12 protein-coding genes, 2 tRNA genes and 2 rRNA genes are annotated in these 21,861 nt (G+C 40.2%); 9 read left to right on the top strand and 7 right to left on the bottom strand.

Annotation, left to right across the window (positions count from 1 at the left end; genetic code table 11):
* Positions 1-5: 5 nt before the first annotated feature.
* From gldG to M0R16_08655, 5 genes are all read right to left on the bottom strand, one after another.
* The gene (gldG, locus tag M0R16_08675) at positions 6-1,754 is read right to left on the bottom strand and encodes a gliding motility-associated ABC transporter substrate-binding protein GldG (protein MCK9612958.1); all 1,749 of its coding nucleotides are present in this window, start codon (positions 1,752-1,754) and stop codon (positions 6-8) included.
* Between the two features lie 16 nt (positions 1,755-1,770).
* On the bottom strand, positions 1,771-2,520 hold the full coding sequence (gldF, locus tag M0R16_08670; GenBank protein MCK9612957.1) for a gliding motility-associated ABC transporter permease subunit GldF: 750 nt from the start codon (positions 2,518-2,520) through the stop codon (positions 1,771-1,773).
* Between the two features lie 129 nt (positions 2,521-2,649).
* The gene (locus M0R16_08665; protein ID MCK9612956.1) at positions 2,650-3,531 is read right to left on the bottom strand and encodes a Fic family protein; all 882 of its coding nucleotides are present in this window, start codon (positions 3,529-3,531) and stop codon (positions 2,650-2,652) included.
* 196 nt (positions 3,532-3,727) lie between these two features.
* Entirely contained in the window at positions 3,728-4,645 is a 918-nt protein-coding gene (locus M0R16_08660; GenBank protein ID MCK9612955.1) for a hypothetical protein, read from the bottom strand.
* A 213-nt stretch (positions 4,646-4,858) separates the two neighbouring features.
* Entirely contained in the window at positions 4,859-6,397 is a 1,539-nt protein-coding gene (locus tag M0R16_08655; GenBank protein ID MCK9612954.1) for a KamA family radical SAM protein, read from the bottom strand.
* A 263-nt stretch (positions 6,398-6,660) separates the two neighbouring features.
* Between M0R16_08655 and M0R16_08650 the strand changes: the two genes are divergently transcribed.
* From M0R16_08650 to M0R16_08630, 5 genes are all read left to right on the top strand, one after another.
* On the top strand, positions 6,661-8,709 hold the full coding sequence (locus M0R16_08650; GenBank protein ID MCK9612953.1) for a BatA domain-containing protein: 2,049 nt from the start codon (positions 6,661-6,663) through the stop codon (positions 8,707-8,709).
* Between the two features lie 15 nt (positions 8,710-8,724).
* The gene (locus M0R16_08645; protein ID MCK9612952.1) at positions 8,725-11,574 is read left to right on the top strand and encodes a DNA gyrase/topoisomerase IV subunit A; all 2,850 of its coding nucleotides are present in this window, start codon (positions 8,725-8,727) and stop codon (positions 11,572-11,574) included.
* Between the two features lie 42 nt (positions 11,575-11,616).
* Positions 11,617-12,696, top strand: a complete 1,080-nt coding sequence (locus tag M0R16_08640) for an acyltransferase (protein ID MCK9612951.1) — start codon at positions 11,617-11,619, stop codon at positions 12,694-12,696.
* 28 nt (positions 12,697-12,724) lie between these two features.
* On the top strand, positions 12,725-13,939 hold the full coding sequence (locus M0R16_08635) for an FprA family A-type flavoprotein (GenBank protein MCK9612950.1): 1,215 nt from the start codon (positions 12,725-12,727) through the stop codon (positions 13,937-13,939).
* Positions 13,940-14,020: 81 nt separating this feature from the next.
* The gene (locus tag M0R16_08630; GenBank protein ID MCK9612949.1) at positions 14,021-15,523 is read left to right on the top strand and encodes an aminoacyl-histidine dipeptidase; all 1,503 of its coding nucleotides are present in this window, start codon (positions 14,021-14,023) and stop codon (positions 15,521-15,523) included.
* A gap of 57 nt (positions 15,524-15,580) precedes the next feature.
* On the opposite strand, the gene M0R16_08625 is transcribed toward M0R16_08630, so the two are convergent.
* Both M0R16_08625 and M0R16_08620 read right to left on the bottom strand, forming a co-directional pair.
* Positions 15,581-16,909: a DNA photolyase family protein gene (locus M0R16_08625; protein ID MCK9612948.1), complete on the bottom strand. Its 1,329-nt coding sequence runs from the start codon at positions 16,907-16,909 to the stop codon at positions 15,581-15,583.
* 41 nt (positions 16,910-16,950) lie between these two features.
* A complete protein-coding gene (locus M0R16_08620) occupies positions 16,951-17,523 on the bottom strand; it encodes a hypothetical protein (protein MCK9612947.1) in 573 nt (190 codons plus the stop codon).
* Between the two features lie 419 nt (positions 17,524-17,942).
* Here M0R16_08620 and M0R16_08615 point away from each other — a divergent pair.
* The 4 genes from M0R16_08615 to M0R16_08600 form a co-directional block, all read left to right on the top strand.
* Positions 17,943-19,466: ribosomal RNA gene (locus tag M0R16_08615) — 16S ribosomal RNA — on the top strand.
* Between the two features lie 124 nt (positions 19,467-19,590).
* Positions 19,591-19,664: transfer RNA gene (locus tag M0R16_08610), tRNA-Ile, on the top strand.
* Between the two features lie 15 nt (positions 19,665-19,679).
* Positions 19,680-19,753, top strand: a tRNA-Ala gene (locus M0R16_08605).
* A gap of 89 nt (positions 19,754-19,842) precedes the next feature.
* Positions 19,843-21,861, top strand: a 23S ribosomal RNA gene (locus tag M0R16_08600); the annotation flags it as partial.

Genomic DNA, 21,861 nt, shown 5'->3' with positions numbered 1-21,861 from the left:
AGATTTTACACCTTATGTTTTTTTGCATATCTGTATTTTCTTGTTAACATCATTACCATGGCAAGAAACATCACAATAAACACAGGCCCTGCAGTATTTGTCAACTGTACAATAAGTTTTATGTTGCCATTTTTAATTTTCTTGGGGTCAAGTCCGCGTAGTTTTATCTCACGTGAACGTACACTGATGATGCCTGAATCATCGCAAAGATAATCAATACAATTCATTATGAAGTCCTTATTTCCGAAGGTTTCACCAGTATATTGGTCGTAGCCCAGCGGAAAGGGGGTTCCGTTTTTCTTGTCAAGCTGGTTTTTTATAACATCAGCGTCGGCAATGATTATCATTTTTGTTTCGGGGCTTTGCTCTAAAAAATTAAAGCTGGAAGTGTCTTCAATAATAGAACGTGGCAAACGATTGATATAAATTGATTTAAACTTACCTTCAAGCAATACCGCTACCGGCAGGAATGATTTGTTAAATAATCTTTCATCCGGTTTTTCCTGCATAATATCCAGCGAGATACGCGTAGGAGTGTTAACAGCACGAGAATATTTTGAAGTGGTAAGCAAAACAGTTTTTTTAATGTCTCTGCCTCCCACAGTGTCAATACTGCTGACAAATTCGGTTTTGACGGCATTCAGGTTATTAACTATGGGATGTTTAATGTTTGTCATAAGAAGAGGAAAATAATACCACGGCAGTAATTCAATTTGCGGTTGTCCCCCATAAGAGCCTGTAACAGCGGGTATTGGCAAGGCATTAAGGTCAAGCAGCAGGTTGGTGTTCATCCGTACACCGTAACTGAACATCATATCATCAAGGTTGAGATCTCTGCCGAATCCCAGTGTTTCGTTACTGCGTTGCAGGCTGTCCATACTGGTATATACGGGGTCAACAAGCCAGAGAATTTTGCCGCCATGCATCACAAACTGGTCTATAAAATATTTGTCTTTTTCATTAAAAGCTGAGTCGGGGCCGGCGATGACAAGTAGCTCGTATTTATTCAGCAGCGGTTTTTCTTTGGTACCACGAACCATCAGGCTGTTAATTTTGCCGTCAATTTTCACCCTTTCCACAGCATAATAGTCCGACAATGAATATATAATATCTGCCATCTTATAGTTGCTCAGCTCTCCGTGCCCTTCGGTGAATGCAACGCGTGGCTTGGTTTTCACACTGAGTTTCCTTATGGCACTAATAAGGTTGTATTCAAGATTTTGTACTGAGTTATTCAACACATTATCAGCAGGGGTGCCCAGTTGATTCATAAACAATTGAACAGGGATTTCCTTTTCCTTGTAGGTGGCCAGTGCGCCCGGAAATATCCATTGCTGCGAGGTGCCTTCGGCGGTATTTACTTTTAAGTTGGTGGGCTGCAAGCCTTTTTTCATCAGTTGCTGGTAGGTGGTTTTAATTTTGTTTTTATCATCCCCGGCCGAAGGATTGATGAAACGGTACTGTATATTGCTGTTATAAGCCCGGAATTCATCAAGCATTTCTTTAGTTTCAGACCTCAGGCGTTTAAATCCGGCAGGGAAATCCCCTTCAAGATAAACTTTAAAATATACGATGTCATCAATATTTTTCAGATATTCTTTTGTTGCTTTTGATAAAGAGTAACGTTTTTCTTGTGTGAGGTCAATACGTGTGAAAACAAAACTGAAAATAATATTAAGCAGGACGATGACAAGCAGGCTCAATCCAAGCTGTGTCAGGCTGTTGCGCTTAAAATGTTTTTTTGTCTTCCTCATGCCAGCCATGATTTTTTTACCATTTTCGTTTTTCTATCATTATTTTGGTGAGCAGGATAAACAGGGCAATAACACTCAGGAAATATATAACATCGCGGGTATCCACCACACCCCTGCTTAAAGATATATAATGCGCATTCATCCCTATACGTTGTATGAAAAGGTCAATTTTCCCAAACAATTCCAAAGAATACAGCATTTCAAATCCGATGTATAAAAACAGGCATATAAACACCGACAATACAAAAGCAAGCACCTGTTTATCTGTAATTGCCGAACAGAAAAGCCCAATGGCTACAAATGCTGAGCCCAGCAATATCAATCCAATGTATGAGCCCCAGGTCGCTCCGGTGTCAATATTGCCTATTGGAAAACCCAGCCAGTAAACTGTAATAAAATATATGAGTGTGGGCAACAAAGAAAGCACCACCAGCAGCAAGCCGGCAAAATATTTTGCAAAGATAATCTGCAGGTCGCTGAGGGGCTTGGTGAGAAGCAACTCTATAGTGCCTGATTTTTTTTCATCAGCAAAAGAGCGCATGGTGATGGCGGGAATCAGGAAAAGGAACACCCAAGGAGCCAACACAAAGAGACCGTCAATAGAGGCATATCCGAAATTCAGGATATTAAAATCGCTGTTAAACACCCACAAGAACAGGCTGTTGGTAAGCAGGAACACGATGATGACGATGTAGCCTATCAGGGAACTTAAAAATCCGCTTATTTCTTTTTTGAGTAGAGTGAACATGCCTGTATTAAAAAGCATGCGAATTTACACAAATTATGAATAAAGCTGTTAAATGAATATGCAATTTTTAAACAAAAGGGTGTTAAAGAAGAATAAATTAACCGCTTGTGCTATTAAATTATGAAGTTTCACTATTTCATATATTCTTTAACCATTTTCTTCATAATAATAGGAATAATCAATCCCTTTCATAAACATTTCACGGTCATTTATTTTGGTGGTGAGCGCTTTTTCTAAAAGAGATTTCAGAACATGACTTTTGGTAGGGCTTAGCATCATTGCGTTCATATAGTCTCGTTTACTTATTTTACTCCAATCAACACATTTTTTGAGGCGTTTTTTCAGTATTAAATCCAACCATATCCTGGTGCTTCTGCCATTACCTTCCATAAAAGGGTGCGCAATGTTCATTTCAATATATTTGCTTACGATTTCGTCAAATGTATTTTCAGGCATGGCTTCTATTTGCTTTAATGTGTCGCCCAAAAAATGTGATACAGCAAATTGAAAACCTCCTTTGGAAATGTTTTTTTGTCTGATTTGTCCTGCAAAATCATACAACCCTCCAAACAAATACGCATGAATTTGTTGCAAGCCTTTGGCTGTCCCAACTTCAATGCTTTCGATAAACGAACTTTCAAACAAGGCATACGCTTTTGTCTTGCTTTTGCCGTCAATACATTCATCACTGTATGTAAACCAATCAATAAACCGGTTTGCTTTTTTGCCCGGGAATTCTTTACCTAAGGCAATAATACCAGCGTAATCCAACATGTCGGTTACATAGCGTTTACCGTCATTGGCTGTAAGTTTCAGTTGGGTAGTGGCACTAACCACTTGACTATTTTCTTTCTTTAACTTTGCTTTAAGGTATTTCCAATAATTGCGGTTTTTTGTATAGTTGTCCTGGTTGGTAAGCACTGCAACAATATCCAGGACCGAAAACCACCACCTGGCATTTTGCTCGTCCCAAACAGCTCGTACTTCGCGGTCGTCAAAGAAACGTATGGATATTTTTGAATTACTCATTATTAATCTATACTGTTACTCTTGAATTTTTCGTTCAACGATATGATGTTTTCCTTAACGGTTTGCCGCTTGCCGCAGTGGGGGATTTCGGAGCACTTCACTGTCAACCAAGCAGAAAGCTTGATAGAAGCACTGCAATTGATTTAACCACGTCAGCCCCCATTGCGGCAAACGGCTGTTATGCACTGGGCTTTTTTCAGTCTTTGTCATTTCTACGGTTTTCATAAAAATTGTCGGTGTAAGAGTAGTGAATATTATTACCTACAATTCCATCATTTCGTTCTCTTATTTTTTGTTTTATATGCTCTTCTGTTTTGGTCTCGAAATCAAAGTCGCTAAGAATTATCAATTTATTATATTGGTCTTTAAGCCAAGTATATTTTTCAAATACTTCAGGTTTCTCAAAACTTGAATCAAGTCCGCTTACTATGACTTTACGGACTTTTCTTAATGATTCGGTTAATAATTCAGGGGTCATTTCTGTCCAACTTTCGATTACTTGGTAGTAAATTAATTGATGAAACCCAACACATCCGTCATCAAATCTGTCTAAATATTGGTGATATGGATATCTGTTTCTTTTTGTTTCTAGCGGATAATTTAATTCTTTTAATAGTTTGTCCGAAAGAACAATTCTAGGAAATTTTGCACTTCTTGTTTCAAGCATATATGCGTCAATTAATCCTTGTCCGAATACAGTGCCATTGTCAACGTGAATTAAATTTCCAATTGTCAAACCACCACGAAATAAAATTCCCTTTTCTAGAAGCACAGTTCCTATATAGGCGAGATTAACAATTAAAGTTGAAGCCATTTCATTTACGTTATTGTCAACCTGAACCGAAACGACTATGCTATCAGAAAATGAAGTTGTATTTGTCTTACCACGCAAGTCAAAATTGCTTACCCCTTTTTTTTGAGCGTCTTCTTCAATTTCTAAAAATTTCAAGTCCCACTTTTCTGTCTTTTCCCAATCCTTTAAATATTCAAGAACAGAATAGATTAGCTCTATTTTAGTAGAGTCTGTCTCTGATTGCTTTACAATGTCCTTGAAGCCAAGAATGTCTATAAAAGCAATTAATCTACGTTCATATGTAAGGGTCGAGTTTGTCAATCTTAATTTGTTTTCGTGTTTGTCTTTTTAGCCTTGTGCTTAACTCATTTCTCGCTTCCCCTTTTTTCAACACTATTTGCTGACTTTCAGGAGATAGCTTAACATTTTAAATTTGAACACAAATATAAATATTTAATATCAAACACCAAAATGAAAACAAATCGCTTTCCTGTAAAATCAAATAAATTTTTTCACGCCAATACCATTACAAATCTATTCCTGCTTCATGAATTTTGATTTCACAAATTGCCTGTCCAATTCATCCGATATTTCGGCGGGGTTGGTAAGCGGCATGTTGTGGCTGTGAAGTTTGTATCCGAGAAGTTCGGATTTTTTTATTTTTTTCAGGGTGGGTAGTTTTGTCCTGTTGGTTGTTTCAAGATGGTTCCCGTCTTTGTCAACAATGATGAGTTTGGGAAAGAAAACACCCTTGCGCCCGATAAAATCGTCCATAATTTTAACGCCGGCCTCAAACTCTTCGTAAGTTGCCCTTCCCAATGCTTCGTACCTTAACCATTCTTTACCATCCCAGGTAATCACGTTCGCAAAACTCTCGGAGATTTTCTGGTCAATTTTATCGTCAATATTTAATGTATCATGCCCGGAGGGCATCAGCAGCACTTTTCCGCCGCCGCCTTCCACATTGGCGGCATAACGCGGCACGGTAATGCCCGACATCCAGCCCTGAAGATGCTTCATGTATATCTTCCCAATCTGTATGGGCGTTATAAAATGCACCAGGCCCTTTTCTTTATGGCACTGCAATAAATAATAAGGATGAACGCCCACCCAGAACATGCGGCGGAATGTTTCAGCCAGTGTCTTGTAATAATCATTTACATGATTTAACAATACCGTCTGGTTTCTGATGGTGAAACCATGACTGCTAATTCGTTTGATGGCCGATGCCATTTCTGATGTAATTTCCTGATAATGATTAATATGCGTCATAAAATACACATATTTTTCTATTCCCTGGTTGTATTTATTTGCAGACTCTTTGATTAAAGCGAGTATGTCATCTGTAACACCCATTGGCATCACCACAGGAGTTCTTGTAGCAATCCTTATGGTACGAAGATGCGGAATTTTGCTTAATTCCTCAAGAATATACTGAAGTCGCGACCTGCTTATCATCAAGGCGTCGCCTCCTGTTACAAGCACTTCGTTGATATTTCTGTTATACCCTATATAAAACAATCCTTTATTGATTTCTTTTCTATTCACATCCACAGAGCCGTCCAGTGATTTTGCCCTCTGGCAATGCACACAGTAAGAAGCACAGCTTGTATTTTCGCCCACAAACAGCGCCACCCGGTTTGGATATCGTTGATAAGCGGCGCCATAGCTTCTGGAACCCTCACACATAGCGCCTTCTGCACCTGTATCGGGAAACAGCAGGTTGGCAGGAGTTGGTACACATTGCCAGAAAACAGGGTCTAGCCTTTGGCTTGATTTTTCACCCTGCAGCATCACGGGATGAAACGGGTCTTCCTGCATAAGCGTAGCATAATATGGGGTAATACGCAAGGCCTCTTTCCCTTCTTTTTTTAATACCTGCAGGGTTCTTCTGATTTCTTTCTCCTGAAAATTATTGAGTTTAATTACTTGTTTTAATTGTTCTATGTCACGTATAGTATTGACTTTTTGCCAATTAGTATTATTCCATTGCTCCCGGGTGATGTTTTTCCATAATGAAATTGTTTTAAAATCACGTGACTTATAATATATCTTATTATCATTTTTCATCATATTTATTTTTTTAAATTAATAAAAGGCCTAAGCTTTGAAACTTACAAAGCAAACCCATATCTGAGTTTTGACTTCTCTTACCGCATGCCACTAGAAAAATAGTGACCGGGTATTATCGGGAAAAAACCGCGCTCTGCTTTTAACTATTTTACAAATCTAATAAAATTTTTAATAATCTGAAAATATATTGGTTATTATTAGTGACTGCACCGCGTCAAAAATTCTCAAAAATGACTAAATTTGCGCTTTAATAAAACTTACGGATGACTTTCTTAAATCCATATTTTCTGTTTGCATTGTTTGCTGTGGCAGTACCCATCATCATCCATTTGTTCAACTTCCGTAAATACAAAAAAGTTTTTTTCAGCAATGTACGTTACCTTCAGGAGTTAAAACTGGAAACACGCAGAAAATCACAGCTTCGCAACCTGATTGTTTTGTTGCTTCGCATACTTGCCATCACAGCCCTGGTGTTTGCTTTTGCCCAACCCTACATTCCTCATAAGCAACAATCTGCCAACCCCAAAGCCGTAAACTACATCAGTATTTATATTGATAATTCTTTCAGCATGCAGGCTGAGGGCAGCAGAGGCAGCCTGATTGACGAAGCCAAACACAAAGCCATAGAAATAGCTTCCGCGTATCGCAGCGGCGACCATTTTCAACTGCTCACCAATGATTTTGAAGCCCGTCACTGGCAATTTGTTACGCGCGATGAATTTAGCGAAATGGTGCGTGGTTTAGAACTTAGCCCCATAAGCCGCTCGCTGCAGGATATTGCCAAAAGGCAACTGGAAATTTTCAGCAACCTGAAAGGCTCTTCCAACATTGCTTACGTAATATCCGACTTTCAGAAAACAACCTGCAAACCTGAGATGTTCATCCCCGATACGTCAATTAATTATTTTTTAGTTCCTGTCAACGCCAACAATATCAACAATCTATACATTGATACCTGCTGGTTCGAATCGCCGGTACATCTTACGGGGCAAACCGTAAAGCTTTTTATCAGCATTAAAAACAATTCTGCAGAGGCTATCGAAAAAGTACCTTTGCGCCTTTATATCAATAAAGTACAAAAAGCCGTAAATAGTTTCAATATTGGCCCAAACGGCACTGCCGGAGTAGTTATTTCATACATCGACCATGAAGCCGGAGTTCACCATGGGATGATAGAGATAACAGATAACCCTATTATTTTTGATGATAAGTTTTATTTTTCATATAACATTCTTCCGTCGGTGCCGGTATTAAGCATCAACGGAAAGCAGCCAAGCCCCTTTCTGAATTCTCTGATGGCTGAGGACTCTGCATTTACTTATCAAAACACACCTGTCGGACAGGTTAACTACAATGCATTAAATTCGTATAATTTAATTATAATCAACGAATTAGAAGATATTTCAACAGGATTGGCACAAGAGTTACAAAAATTTGTCAGCAACGGAGGGCACCTCCTGGTAATACCCTCAGAAAAAATAAATATTGAAAATTACCGGCAGTTTCTCAGTTCACTGGGTTCAAATTATTATACTTCCCTTTTAAAAGCTGCTCAAAAAATAGCGACTATCAATCTTCAGAATCCTGTTTTTACAGATGTTTTTGAGAGCATTCCGCAAAACATGGATATGCCACAGGTAACGTCTTATTATGCCATCAGCCGTATCAGCCGTTCCGTGCAGGAGTACCTTCTAAAACTTCAAAACGGCGATATTTTTCTGGATGTTCAAAGTTGCGGCAACGGTAAAGTTTACTTGCTTGCGATACCCCTTCAGACCTCATTCAGCAATTTTCCACGGCATGCGCTATTTGTGCCCACTATATATAAAATAGCCCTGCTGAGCCGCATGCAAAATAAGCTTTATTATACGATAGGAGAAGAAAGTGTGCTTGAGATGCCGCTGGTTTACGAAGAAGGCAAAGACCTTGTAGTAAAATTAAAACACACCGAAAAAGAAATAGAAATTATTCCCGGAATACAAAAAATGCCCGGAAAAACTGCTTTAATGGTTAACCAGCAAGTAAAAGAGAGCGGAAATTATGAATTATCGGGTGAAAAAAAACTGATAAACGGCATTGCATTTAATTACAACAGTGATGAATCAGACCTGAGAGTTGCCACTCCGGATGAAATTAAACAGCATATTAACAAAAGTCATCTCAAAAATGCCCAATTGCTTGAAGCAAAAGTGAAATCCCTGCCACTTTTAATATCCGAACTTAATCAGGGGATAAAATTGTGGAAAACTTTTGTGTTGCTTGCATTGCTGTTTCTTGCCGGAGAAGTTATAATTTTGCGTTTTTGGAAATAAAACCAAAGCAATACGATGAGCGAAGAAGACAAGGACAACACAGAACAACATCAGGACGGTGAAAGCAACATCGGCAGTATGGGCGATTCTCATCAGGCGACACACCTTTCGGGAATGTACAAAAACTGGTTTCTTGAATATGCCTCCTATGTGAATCTGGACCGGGCTGTCCCTCACATTGAAGATGGGCTGAAGCCCGTTCAGAGACGCATCTTACACTCGATGAAAGAGCTGGACGACGGCAGGTTCAACAAAGCCGCTAACATCATTGGCAACACTATGAAATACCACCCTCATGGAGACGCCTCCATTGGAGAAGCGTTGGTATTGCTTGGACAAAAAGACCTGCTGATAGATACCCAGGGAAATTGGGGAAATATTTTTACAGGCGACAGTGCCGCCGCCCCGCGTTATATTGAAGCCCGTTTGTCGAAATTTGCTCTTGATGTGGTCTTTAACCCCAAAACTACTGTATGGCAAAATTCTTATGACGGCAGAAACAAAGAACCCATTACCCTACCGGTTAAATTTCCTTTGTTGTTAGCCCAGGGTGTTGAAGGCATTGGAGTGGGCTTGTCATCCAAAATATTACCGCACAATTTTATTGAAATTTTAGATGCCTGCATCAAACACCTCAAAAATGAAGAATACGAAATCCTTCCTGACTTCCCTACCGGCGGTATGGCTGATTTTTCAAAATACAATGACGGCGCACGCGGAGGAAAAGTAAGGATTAGGGCAAAAATAGTTCAGGAGGATAAGAAAACTTTGATGATAACCGAAATACCTTTCGGCACAACCACCGCATCGCTTATCGAAACCATAGTTACTGCAAATGATAAAGGCAAAATAAAAATACGCAAGATAGAAGACAACACGGCTGAAAAAGTTGAAATAATCATACACCTTGCCCCAGGGGTTTCACCCGACACAACCATTGATGCGTTATACGCTTTTACCGCTTGTGAAAGCAGCGTATCACCAATATGTTGTGTCATCGAAAACCAAAAGCCCAAATTCATCACCGTTCATGAAATACTGGAAAAATCAGTACAACATACCCTCGACCTGCTTCAGCACGAGCTGGAAATTGAAAAAGCCGAATGCCTCGAGCAACTCCATTTTGCCACACTGGAACGTATTTTTATTGAAAAAGAAGTTTATCAGCTGATAAAAAAATCAAAGACAGACCAGGAAATAAACGAAACCATCGACAAAGGCCTGAAACCTTATGTCAAGTTATTTATAAGGCCTGTTACTATAGAAGACATTCACCGCTTACGTAAAATTCCTATCGAAAGAATATCAAAATATAATTCCGACAAGGCAAAAAACATCATTGAATCACTTAATGATGATATTGCGCAGGTAGAATACGACTTAGACCATTTGGTTGATTATGCCATTGCATATTATGAACGTATCCGTATGAAATATGCTGCCGGAAGGGAACGCCGCACCGAAATACGCAATTTTGATGTGATACAAGCCACCCTGGTAGCTGCCGCCAATCAAAAGCTATATATCAACAGAGAAGAAGGGTTTATTGGTACCGGTATCAAAAAAGATGAATTTGTATGCGAATGTTCCGACATAGATGATATCATAACTTTCAGGGCCGATGGCACTTTTATGCTTACTAAGGTTTCCGAAAAGTTATTTGTTGGGAAGAATATAATACATGCTGCGGTTTATAAAAGATACGACGACCGCACAATTTTCAATATGGTTTACCAGGATGGAAGAGGTGGCCCGGCCATGGTGAAGCGTTTTGCCGTGATGGGAGTTAACCGTGACAAAGAATATGTCCTTACCAAGGGCAAAGCTGATTCCAAAGTATTATATTTTACGGCAAACCCTAATGGTGAAGCCGAAGTTATTACCGTACACCTCAGGCCAAAACCCAGATTAAAAATACTTAATTTCGACTTTGACTTCAGCACTCTGGCAATCAAGGGGCGTAATTCTATCGGCAACATACTTACAAAAAACCCTGTACGTAAAATCACTCTGAAAGGCGAAGGGGTTTCAACTCTCAGCGCACGAGATCTATGGTATGATGACACTGTGAAACGTATTAATACCGAGCAACGCGGAAAATACCTCGGAGCTTTCGAAGCTGCTGATAAAATCATCGCTTTTATGAAGTCAGGGCATTTCAGAATTTATAACTGCGACCTGTCTGTACATTTCGACGAAGACCTTTTCGAAATTGAAAAATACAATCCCGAAAAAACATATACTGTAATTTATTTCGACGGAGAATTAGGTTATCATTTCGTAAAACGTTTTAACATTGAATACTCAGAGAAAAAGACAAGCTTCGTCGGCGACACCCCCGAGTCATACATGGTGGAATTTATGTCAGAACCCGACCCTTCAATTGAACTGTTTTATATAACAAAAAATTTACGTAGCAAACCTTCCGAAATTATTAACCTGAAGGATTTTATTGGCGTGAAGAGCCATAAAGCTAAAGGTAAGCGGCTTTCAAACAATGTAATACAGGAAATAAAACGCATCATTCCTGAAACACCAGACTCAGAAATATCTGGCGAAAACGAAACACCGGAAATTCCTGAAGAAAAAAGTCCAACACCTGACAAACAAACAACAGGAAGAATAGAACTGAAAGACATCCATATTGAAGAAACATCAGCCGAAGAAGAGAACACACAAGCAAAGGAAGAAAAAAGAATTGCAGACAGGCCCATAAAACCCAAGAAAGCAACAGAAAAGGAAACTCGACAAGATACCTCCGAAAAAAAGAAAACATCTTCTGAGAAAAACAACAAGAAAAAAAACTCAAAAACAAAGAAAGGGAAAGACTTTCCCGGAGCCATTCAAATTGAATTTGAATTTTAATAAAAACTTTTAAAAATTACATTAGTACAACCTGATTAAATCATGGCTCAAAATGAATATATCCCCCAATTAACATTTCCAAGGTTTCTGGCAGCAGTGATGGTGGTTTTTCATCATTACGGGGTGGGGATATTTTCAAATAAAATCGTAAACATTATTGTAGACAACGGCCCTGTTGCTGTTAGTTTTTTCTTTTTCCTTTCAGGTATGGTATTGACACTCAATTACTTTGAATACAGTAGATTCTCCAGCAAAATGTTTTACCTGAAACGTTTTGCACGCATTTACCCTATTTATCTCTTTGGTATTATTATAACTTTGGCAGCACTTATACTTTTATTTGACACACATCCCAGAGGATTGAGCATCATGCTCCAGATTCTGGCACTTCACGCCTGGACACCGGGGTATTGTACCGACATTAATTTCCCGGGTTGGTCCATATCTGTTGAAATATTCTTTTACCTGCTGTTTCCTTTATTATTAATCCTTTTTAAAAAACTCAATTTGTGGAAGCTCGGTTTATTTTCATTAATAATTTGGATATTAAGTATATTGCAAAATTATTTTTTTGAAACCCATGTTTATGAATTTGGAAATAAAGTGATTGATGATTTAATTGCATTTTTTCCTGTATGGCATTTAAATGCTTTTATTTTCGGCATGTTTGCAGGCGCTCTGGTCATCAAAATAAAAAAATCAAATAAAAACTTTTCATATTTTCCCATAATTATTGCATTCACAGGACTAATACTTTTTTTAGCATTTCTCGCTTACAATAAAATTCCTGACCTCCGCATCCATAATGGCTTGTTATCGCCAGTATTTTTTATGATACTTACAGGTCTGGCTCTTGACAAATCATTTATTTCCAAAATATTGGGGTCGAAATCCTTTGTATTTCTTGGCGATATCAGTTATGGCATATACATATTACAATATCCTGTTTACCTTGTGTTTTCAAAAATCTGCGGATGCGATACTTTTAATATGCCACAGTTTTTCATTTACCTTGCTGTTCTGGTTGGCACCTGCAGCATCACCTATATTTTAATTGAGAAAAAATTAAGAAAGAAAATTGTACACCTGGGGACCAAAACTGGTGCTGCAAAATCAAATTAAATCATATTTTTGTATAAATTTTTAAATTATGGACGATAAAATACTTGACATTACAACCGACGTAAAATGGATAGGTGTGTTGGATAAAGACATTCGTACCTTCGATATTGTGATGGAAACAAAATACGGAGCCACTTATAACTCTTATTTTATAAATGCAGATAAGAAAACGGTGGTAGAAACCTGCAAAGAGAAATTCTGGGATGTTTATCTCGAAAAACTGAAAAAGGTCGTAAACCCGGCAGAAATTGAATACATCATTTTAAATCATACCGAGCCCGACCATTCGGGAAATGCCCTTAAATTGCTGAATATGGCTCCCAATGCCAAAATCGTTGGAACAGGTAATGTCATCAGGTATATGAACGAGCTTGGAAATTGTGAATTTCCGCACATCGTGGTTAAAGACGGTGATATTTTGAACTTAGGAAACAAAACACTTCGCTTTATTGGCGCTCCCAACCTCCATTGGCCCGACAGTATGTATTCTTATCTGGAAGAAGACAAGGTATTATTTACCTGCGACTCATTTGGTTCGCATTTTTGCCACGAAGAAATGTATGATGATAAAGTCGGAAATTTTGATGATGCTTTTAAATACTATTTTGATGTGATACTAAAGCCATTCAGTAAATTTATGCTGAAAGCTATAGAAAAAATACGCCCGCTTGATATTCAGGCTATCTGCACCGGTCATGGGCCTTTGCTCACAAAAAACTGGAAACGATATGTAGATTTATCAGAGCAATATGCTAAAGAAGCTGTTTCCTATCCTCAAAAGGAAAAAGTTTTTATTGCTTACGTTTCCGCTTATCAAAAATCACAACTATTAGCAGAAGCCATTGCTGAAGGAATTAAAGAAAACGGCCATGTGGAAATTGACCTTTGCGACATTGAAAAAATGGGGCCGGCAGAAATAGACCGTAAACTAACCGAAGCCAGCGCTTTTATTATCGGAAGCCCGACGATAAACCAGAATACATTACTTCAGATTTATACACTTTTCGCTCTGATAAACCCGATTAGAGATAAGGGAAAACTGGCCGGATGCTTCGGTTCTTATGGTTGGAGCGGCGAAGCGCAAAAAATTATGGAAAGCATGCTAACAAATCTTAAGTTGAACCTTATGGCTGATAATATCTTTGTAAAATTTACACCCTCACAGGAAGACATTCAACGCTGTATTGAATATGGAAAAACTTTCGCAGCAAAAATGCTGGAAATCAAATGCGGAGTCCAATAAAAAAACCTAATAACCTATTCAACCTAACAGCCTAATAAACCTAACAGTCTAACAGCCTAAAAAACCTAAACACCTAATAAAATGAACCCAGAAATCCTAAACCTCGAACCTAAAACCGTATGGAGCTACTTTGCTGAAATTATGCAAATCCCCCGTCCTTCAGGCAAAGAAGAAAAAATAATTGCTTACCTGAAAGCCTTTGGCGAAAAACTAAAACTTGAAACAAAAATTGACGAAGTGGGGAATGTAATCATCAGAAAGTCGGCTACTCCTGGAAAAGAAAACATCCCGTCTGTAGTATTGCAGAGCCACGTGGATATGGTTTGCGAAAAAAATTCGGATACTATTCACGACTTTGCAAAAGACCCCATAAAAGCGGTTATTGAAAACGGATGGCTCGTAGCAAAAGAAACCACGCTGGGCGCGGATAACGGTATTGGCGTTGCCCTGCAGATGGCCATTCTGGCAGACAAAAATATTCAACACGGGCCACTGGAATGCCTGTTTACTGTTGACGAAGAAACCGGGCTCAAAGGTGCATTTTCTCTGAAATCTGACTTTGTAAAAAGCCGCATGCTCATAAACCTTGATTCGGAAGAAGACGGTGAATTTACAATTGGTTGCGCCGGTGGCGGCGATACCGTAGCGAGATTTTTTTATAAAAAAGAAAACGTTCCAGCTAACCATGACCCTTATCTGATAAATGTAAGCGACCTGCAGGGCGGACATTCCGGTGAAGACATCAATAAAGGCAGAGGAAACGCAGTAAAACTGATTGTTCGGATAATGTGGAACCTGATGCGGAAATTTGATGCTAAGATATCATACATTAAAGCCGGGAACCTTAGAAATGCTATAGCCCGTGAAGGAAAATGCGTCTGTTTAATTCCATCCGTAAAAGCTAATGATTTTAAAATGTGCTTTGACAAAATCAGCAGTAACATTAAAGCGGAATACAAAACCAACGAACCCGAACTGAATATCACATGTACAAAAGTTGATTTGCCTAAACAGATAATAGATAAACAGACTCAGGAAACATTGCTGAATTGTCTGTATGCCTGCCCTCACGGAGTGATAACTATGTCGCCGGATATTGAAGGTTTAGTGCAGACTTCCACCAACCTTGCGAGCATAAAAATGAAAGGCGATGCAAAAGATGAATCCGATGATAAAGAAATTCCTGAACTTGAAGAAAGTGAAATAAAAATCGCTACAAGTCAAAGAAGTTCTATCGAATCAGCCAAACAGGACATGGTGGACATGGTGGACTGCGCCTTTCAGCACCCGGGCGTAAAGATTTCTCATGCTTCCGGTTACCCGGGATGGAAACCCGATTTAAAATCAAAAACATTGGAAATTTCAAAGAATGCTTATAAAAGACTTTTTGGGAAGGAACCCCTGATTAAAGCCATTCACGCTGGTTTGGAATGCGGGCTTATCGGAGAAAAATATCCGGGCATGGATATGATTTCTTTCGGGCCAACGCTAATGGGTGTTCATGCGCCGGGAGAAAAAATTGAAATCCATACCGTTGAAAAATGCTACCGGCTTATCGTTGAAGTGCTGAAAGATATTTCATAGTATATTGTCGGGGTGAATGACCACGGCGCAGGTCAAACGCTCAGTCACCCCGACAGTTCAATCTAAAAGTGCTTTACGATAAACCTCTATCACACGTTTACGAGCATAGTTGTTTTCCACTATGGGTTTCACATATCTACTTGTTCCAAACTCAGGAACCCACTTTTTCACATAAATATGTTGCGGGTCATATTTTCTTAGCTGCTCTTCCGGATTAAAAATCCTGAAATAAGGGGCAGCATCACAACCTGTTCCCGCCGCCCACTGCCAGTTGCCATTATTGGATGATAATTCATAATCCATAAGCTTTTGGGCAAAATAAGCTTCACCCCATCGCCAGTCAATCAGCAGATGCTTAACTAAAAAACCGGCTGCAATCATTCTCACCCTGTTATGCATCCATCCTGTGGAATTCAACTGCCGCATCCCTGCGTCCACCATGGCATAACCGGTTTCGCCATGACGCCAGCGTTCAAATTCATTTTCATCATTCCGCCAAAAAACAGAATCATATTTTGATTTATAATTATGTGTTACCACTTTTGGGTAATGCCATAAAATCATCATAAAAAATTCACGCCATACCAACTCGTTGAGCCAGGTTTCATTTAGTTCAGTTGCTATTGATAACAGTTTCCTGATACTGACTGTACCAAAACGCAGATGATGTCCTAACTTCGATGTTCCCTCAAGTGCGGGATAATCACGTGTTTTATGGTACTCCCTGATAATTGCAGAAGGGATTTCCGGTTTATGCATCGGTATTGATTTCTCAATATTATAACATAATGTAACATCTGAAAAGTTTTCATTTGGGTATTTGAGTAAATTACCCAGCAACTTTTCTGTCAGATAGTTTCGTATTCCTTCCTGCAAAATTTTTTTTTTCCAAAGCCTTGAGTAGGGTGTAAAAACCGTATAAGGATTGCCATCTGTTTTTATCACATCATCTGTATCGTACATCACCTGGTCTTTGTATGCATGAAAAACAACGCCTTTGTTCTTCAGTATAGTTGCCACTTCTGTATCCCTTTTTATTGCATAAGGCTCATAATCTTTGTTGGTATAGACAGCTTTTATGTGAAGCTTTTCAGAGAGCATAATAAAAACTTCAGAAGGTGTGCCTTTAAAAACTTGTAATAATGAACCTTCAGAACGCAAATTGCTTTGTAGGGCAGACAAGGCACTGCATATAAACATCACTCGTGAGTCAGGGTTCACTTCAATTTGCTCAACAATATTTGTGTCGAATATGAAAATTGGCGCTACTTTAAATCCGGCATTTAAAGCATGATAAAGTCCTGCATTGTCTTCTATCCTAAGGTCTCTGCGGAACCAGAAAATGTTTATTGCTTCATTATTCTTAATATCGGTATTACTTTTCAAAATATCATTAAATCAAAAAGCATTAATTAAGTGATGTTTTTTCAAAAACCAAAATTAACACCCATCCTAATCACAGGGTTGCTGTATAGATTATATTGTGTTTCATTAAAATTCCATAACACCATCAGAAAAATGGATGACCTGTTGAATATTCTTTGTCTGTAGCCTATTCCGGCTAATACATTATGAACACAAATCCATTTTCTTTTATTATCGAGGCTAAACACATCTGTATTATATGCAATAAACTCGTACTCACCGTGTGCAAAAATACTGTTGTAAAACGGAAGGTGCAGGTTTGTAAATATGCTGGTGCCTAAAACATGCAAGCTTTCAGGAGGTTCATACCTTCTGTCGCTGATGTACTGATAGGTCAGTCCCATACCGATTGCGATATTCTCTAAGGGATAATATCCGAACTGCGGGGCAACATCAACCATAGTAACCGTTCCAAACTGCATCCCTAGTCCTCCGCCATAGAAGAAACGTCCTTTAAAAGTAACATCATAATCATCTCTGATTGACGGCTCGCTTTCCTGCGCTATGGCTATGCCTGAGTGTACAGCAAGCAGAGTAGTAAAAAAAACAAAAAAGAAGAATATTGTTTTTTTCATTTGATTATTTGTTACGCTATATTAATAAATGTATAATATCAAAAAATATTGTTTTCAAAATAAAAACCAAAAATACAATCAAAATTTTAAAGTTAAAAAAGAAAAATTTTTCTTGACAAGCGACCTAAAAATGTATTACCTTTGCAGTCCCTTATAATAAAAAAAGAGGTTTAACAAAAGTTCTTTAAAAATATTTCATTTATATCGCTTTGATTTTAAAGTATTTAAAAAATATTTTCAAAAAAAGTGAAAAAATATTTGGAGATAATAAAATAAGTAGTAATTTTGCACTCCCTTTAACAAAAGGGAAAAAAGACAAGTTCTTTGAAAATATTGAAGAAGGTAAGAAAAGAGTAAGTATCTCTTGTCAATAACCTGAGAAGAATAGTAAATCTTGAGAACATTTAAGATCAAATTTTACAATGAAGAGTTTGATCCTGGCTCAGGATGAACGCTAGCGGCAGGCTTAATACATGCAAGTCGAGGGGCAGCGCGGGTAGCAATATCTGGCGGCGACCGGCGCACGGGTGCGTAACACGTATGCAACCTACCTTAAACTGGGGAATAGCCCCTCGAAAGAGGGATTAATGTCCCATAACACTGTGAAGAGGCATCTTTTTACATTTAAAGCTCCGGCGGTTTAAGATGGGCATGCGCGACATTAGCTAGTTGGTGAGGTAACGGCCCACCAAGGCTCTGATGTCTAGGGGTTCTGAGAGGAAAATCCCCCACACTGGTACTGAGACACGGACCAGACTCCTACGGGAGGCAGCAGTAAGGAATATTGGGCAATGGACGCAAGTCTGACCCAGCCATGCCGCGTGCAGGATGACAGCCCTACGGGTTGTAAACTGCTTTTATACGGGAAAAAACCCCCCGACGTGTCGGGGGCTGATGGTACCGTAAGAATAAGGATCGGCTAACTCCGTGCCAGCAGCCGCGGTAATACGGAGGATCCAAGCGTTATCCGGATTTATTGGGTTTAAAGGGTGCGCAGGCGGAATAATAAGTCAGTGGTGAAATCTTCCGGCTTAACTGGAAAATTGCCATTGATACTGTTATTCTTGAGTATAGTTGAAGTGGGCGGAATGTGTCATGTAGCGGTGAAATGCTTAGATATGACACAGAACACCAATTGCGAAGGCAGCTCACTAAGCTATAACTGACGCTCATGCACGAAAGCGTGGGGATCAAACAGGATTAGATACCCTGGTAGTCCACGCTGTAAACGATGATTACTCGATGTTGGCGATATACAGTCAGCGTCTGAGCGAAAGCAATAAGTAATCCACCTGGGGAGTACGATCGCAAGGTTGAAACTCAAAGGAATTGACGGGGGCCCGCACAAGCGGAGGAGCATGTGGTTTAATTCGATGATACGCGAGGAACCTTACCTGGGCTTGAATGCTATATCTCGCAAGAGAGTGTCTGTAGAAATGCAGATGAAAATTGCAAGGTGCTGCATGGCTGTCGTCAGCTCGTGCCGTGAGGTGTCGGGTTAAGTCCCATAACGAGCGCAACCCCTATCATTAGTTGCCATCAGGTAATGCTGGGTACTCTAATGAAACTGCCTACGCAAGTAGTGAGGAAGGTGGGGATGACGTCAAGTCAGCACGGCCCTTACGTCCAGGGCTACACACGTGCTACAATGGCCGGTACAGAGGGCAGCTACTTGGTGACAAGATGCAAATCTCTAAAACCGGTCTCAGTTCGGATCGAAGTCTGCAACTCGACTTCGTGAAGTTGGATTCGCTAGTAATCGGATATCAGCAATGATCCGGTGAATACGTTCCCGGGCCTTGTACACACCGCCCGTCAAGCCATGGAAGTCGGGAGTACCTGAAGTCGATGACCGCAAGGAATTGCCTAGGGTAAAACCGATGACTGGGGCTAAGTCGTAACAAGGTAGCCGTACCGGAAGGTGTGGCTGGAATACCTCCTTTCTAGAGCGATTTACTATATCCGGATTTCCGGATTGGTACTTACTCTTCTTACTTCTTCATTATTCTTTTACCCACAACGAGCTCAGTTAGGGCTCTCAAACGGCAAGTGTAATGCTGCAGAAATAGTCTCGTAGCTCAGCTGGTTAGAGCACTACACTGATAATGTAGGGGTCAGCAGTTCAAATCTGCTCGAGACTACTGAAAAATCGTTATGGGGAATTAGCTCAGCTGGCTAGAGCACCTGCCTTGCACGCAGGGGGTCATCGGTTCGAATCCGTTATTCTCCACAAATCGCCTCAAAGCGGTAAAAGTTCTTTGACATATTGGAAGAAAATACAATAATTAATGATTAATCGAGAAAACTCAAGCATCTAACAAGAAAGTAATTAAGAGTGTATGGAGGATGCCTTGGCTCTCAGAGACGATGAAGGACGTGACCAGCTGCGATAAGCTTCGGGGAGGCGCTAATAGCCTGTGATCCGGAGATCTCCGAATAGGGCAACCCTCCCGACTGAAGGTCGGGAATCCCGCAAGGGAAGTCAACCCGCCGAACTGAAACATCTTAGTAAGCGGAGGAAGAGAAAACAATAGTGATTCCCTAAGTAGTGGCGAGCGAACAGGGAACAGCCCAAATCCCGATTGTTAAGGCAATCGGGAGGTTGTAGGACTGTAACGTGGATTGTGAATTTGTAGCGGAACATTTCTGGAAAGCTAGACCATAGAGGGTGATAGTCCCCTACGCAAAACGAATTCACTACCTAACAGTATCCTGAGTACCGCGGGACCGGAGAAATCCTGCGGGAATCTGCCAGCACCATCTGGTAAGGCTAAATACTACTGAGAGACCGATAGCGAACAAGTACTGTGAAGGAAAGGTGAAAAGAACCTCGAACAGAGGAGTGAAATAGAACCTGAAACCATACACTTACAAACGGTCGGAGGCCAACACCATGCTTGCATGGTTAGTAGCTAACGGCGTGCCTTTTGCATAATGAGCCTACGAGTTACTCCTCACTAGCAAGGTTAATTCTGTTTACGGAAGGAGCCGAAGCGAAAGCAAGTCTGAATAGGGCGTTTAGTTAGTGGGGGTAGACGCGAAACTTTGTGATCTACACATGACCAGGTTGAAGTCAGCGTAACAGTTGATGGAGGACCGAACCAGTTGACGTTGAAAAGTCTTTGGATGAGTTGTGTGTAGGGGTGAAAGGCTAATCAAACTGAGAGATAGCTCGTACTCCCCGAAATGTTTCTAGGAACAGCCTCGAGGTTGAGTGTCATAGAGGTAGAGCTACTGATTGGACTAGGGGGCTTCACCGCCTACCAAATCCTGACAAACTCCGAATGCTATGACATATACTCGGGAGTGAGGCGCTGGGTGCTAAGGTCCAGTGCCGAGAGGGAAATAACCCAGACCATCAGCTAAGGTCCCCAAATATATGCTAAGTTGATCTAACGAAGTCTGATTGCTTTGACAGCTAGGATGTTGGCTTGGAAGCAGCCATTCATTTAAAGAGTGCGTAACAGCTCACTAGTCGAGCGATCGGGCGTGAATAATAATCGGGCATAAGCATATTACCGAAGCTGTGGAATTGAAGTAATTCATATTGGTAGGGGAGCATTCCAGTTGCATTGAAGATGTATCGTAAGGTATGTTGGAGCGGCTGGAAAAGAAAATGTAGGCATAAGTAACGATAATGCGGGTGGGAAACCCGCACACCGAAAGACCAAGGTTTCCTGATCAACGCTAATCGGATCAGGGTTAGTCGGGTCCTAAGGCGAAGCCGAAAGGCGTAGTCGATGGCAAACATGTTAATATTCATGTACTTGCATATATTGCGATGGGATAACGGAGAAGTGAAAGTCCTGCGTACTGACGGAATAGTACGTTGAAGGGTGTAGGTATAAGAACTATAGGAAAATCCGTAGTTCTTGCTGAAACCTGATAGTACCGTGAGTCTTCGGACAAGCGGATAATGGACGTAATCATGCTTCCAAGAAAAATCTCTAAGCTTCAGATATATGCAACCCGTACCGGAAACCGACACAGGTGGTCGAGGAGAGAATCCAAAGGTGCTCGAGTGATCCATGGCTAAGGAACTAGGCAAATTAACCCTGTAACTTCGGAAAAAAGGGTTCCCGATGCAAATCGGGACGCAGAGAAATGGCCCAGGCGACTGTTTAGCAAAAACACATGGCTTTGCAAAATTTAAAGATGAAGTATAAGGCCTGACACCTGCCCGGTGCTGGAAGGTTAAGAGGAGATGTCAACCGCAAGGTGAAGCATTGAATTGAAGCCCCAGTAAACGGCGGCCGTAACTATAACGGTCCTAAGGTAGCGAAATTCCTTGTCGGGTAAGTTCCGACCTGCACGAATGGTGTAACGATCTGGGCACTG

The organism is Bacteroidales bacterium, assembly GCA_023228145.1.
Classification (GTDB): Bacteria; Bacteroidota; Bacteroidia; order Bacteroidales; family CAIWKO01; genus CAIWKO01.
Note: the sequence above shows the minus strand (reverse complement) of the source record. Positions and strands in the feature narration are given on the sequence as shown.

Coding starts and splice junctions, on each gene's coding strand:
- gldG (MCK9612958.1), bottom strand. CDS start 1,754: ATGAGGAAGACAAAAAAACATTTTAAGCGCAACAGCCTGACACAGCTT.
- gldF (MCK9612957.1), bottom strand. CDS start 2,520: ATGCTTTTTAATACAGGCATGTTCACTCTACTCAAAAAAGAAATAAGC.
- M0R16_08665 (MCK9612956.1), bottom strand. CDS start 3,531: ATGAGTAATTCAAAAATATCCATACGTTTCTTTGACGACCGCGAAGTA.
- M0R16_08655 (MCK9612954.1), bottom strand. CDS start 6,397: ATGATGAAAAATGATAATAAGATATATTATAAGTCACGTGATTTTAAA.
- M0R16_08650 (MCK9612953.1), top strand. CDS start 6,661: ATGACTTTCTTAAATCCATATTTTCTGTTTGCATTGTTTGCTGTGGCA.
- M0R16_08645 (MCK9612952.1), top strand. CDS start 8,725: ATGAGCGAAGAAGACAAGGACAACACAGAACAACATCAGGACGGTGAA.
- M0R16_08640 (MCK9612951.1), top strand. CDS start 11,617: ATGGCTCAAAATGAATATATCCCCCAATTAACATTTCCAAGGTTTCTG.
- M0R16_08635 (MCK9612950.1), top strand. CDS start 12,725: ATGGACGATAAAATACTTGACATTACAACCGACGTAAAATGGATAGGT.
- M0R16_08630 (MCK9612949.1), top strand. CDS start 14,021: ATGAACCCAGAAATCCTAAACCTCGAACCTAAAACCGTATGGAGCTAC.
- M0R16_08620 (MCK9612947.1), bottom strand. CDS start 17,523: ATGAAAAAAACAATATTCTTCTTTTTTGTTTTTTTTACTACTCTGCTT.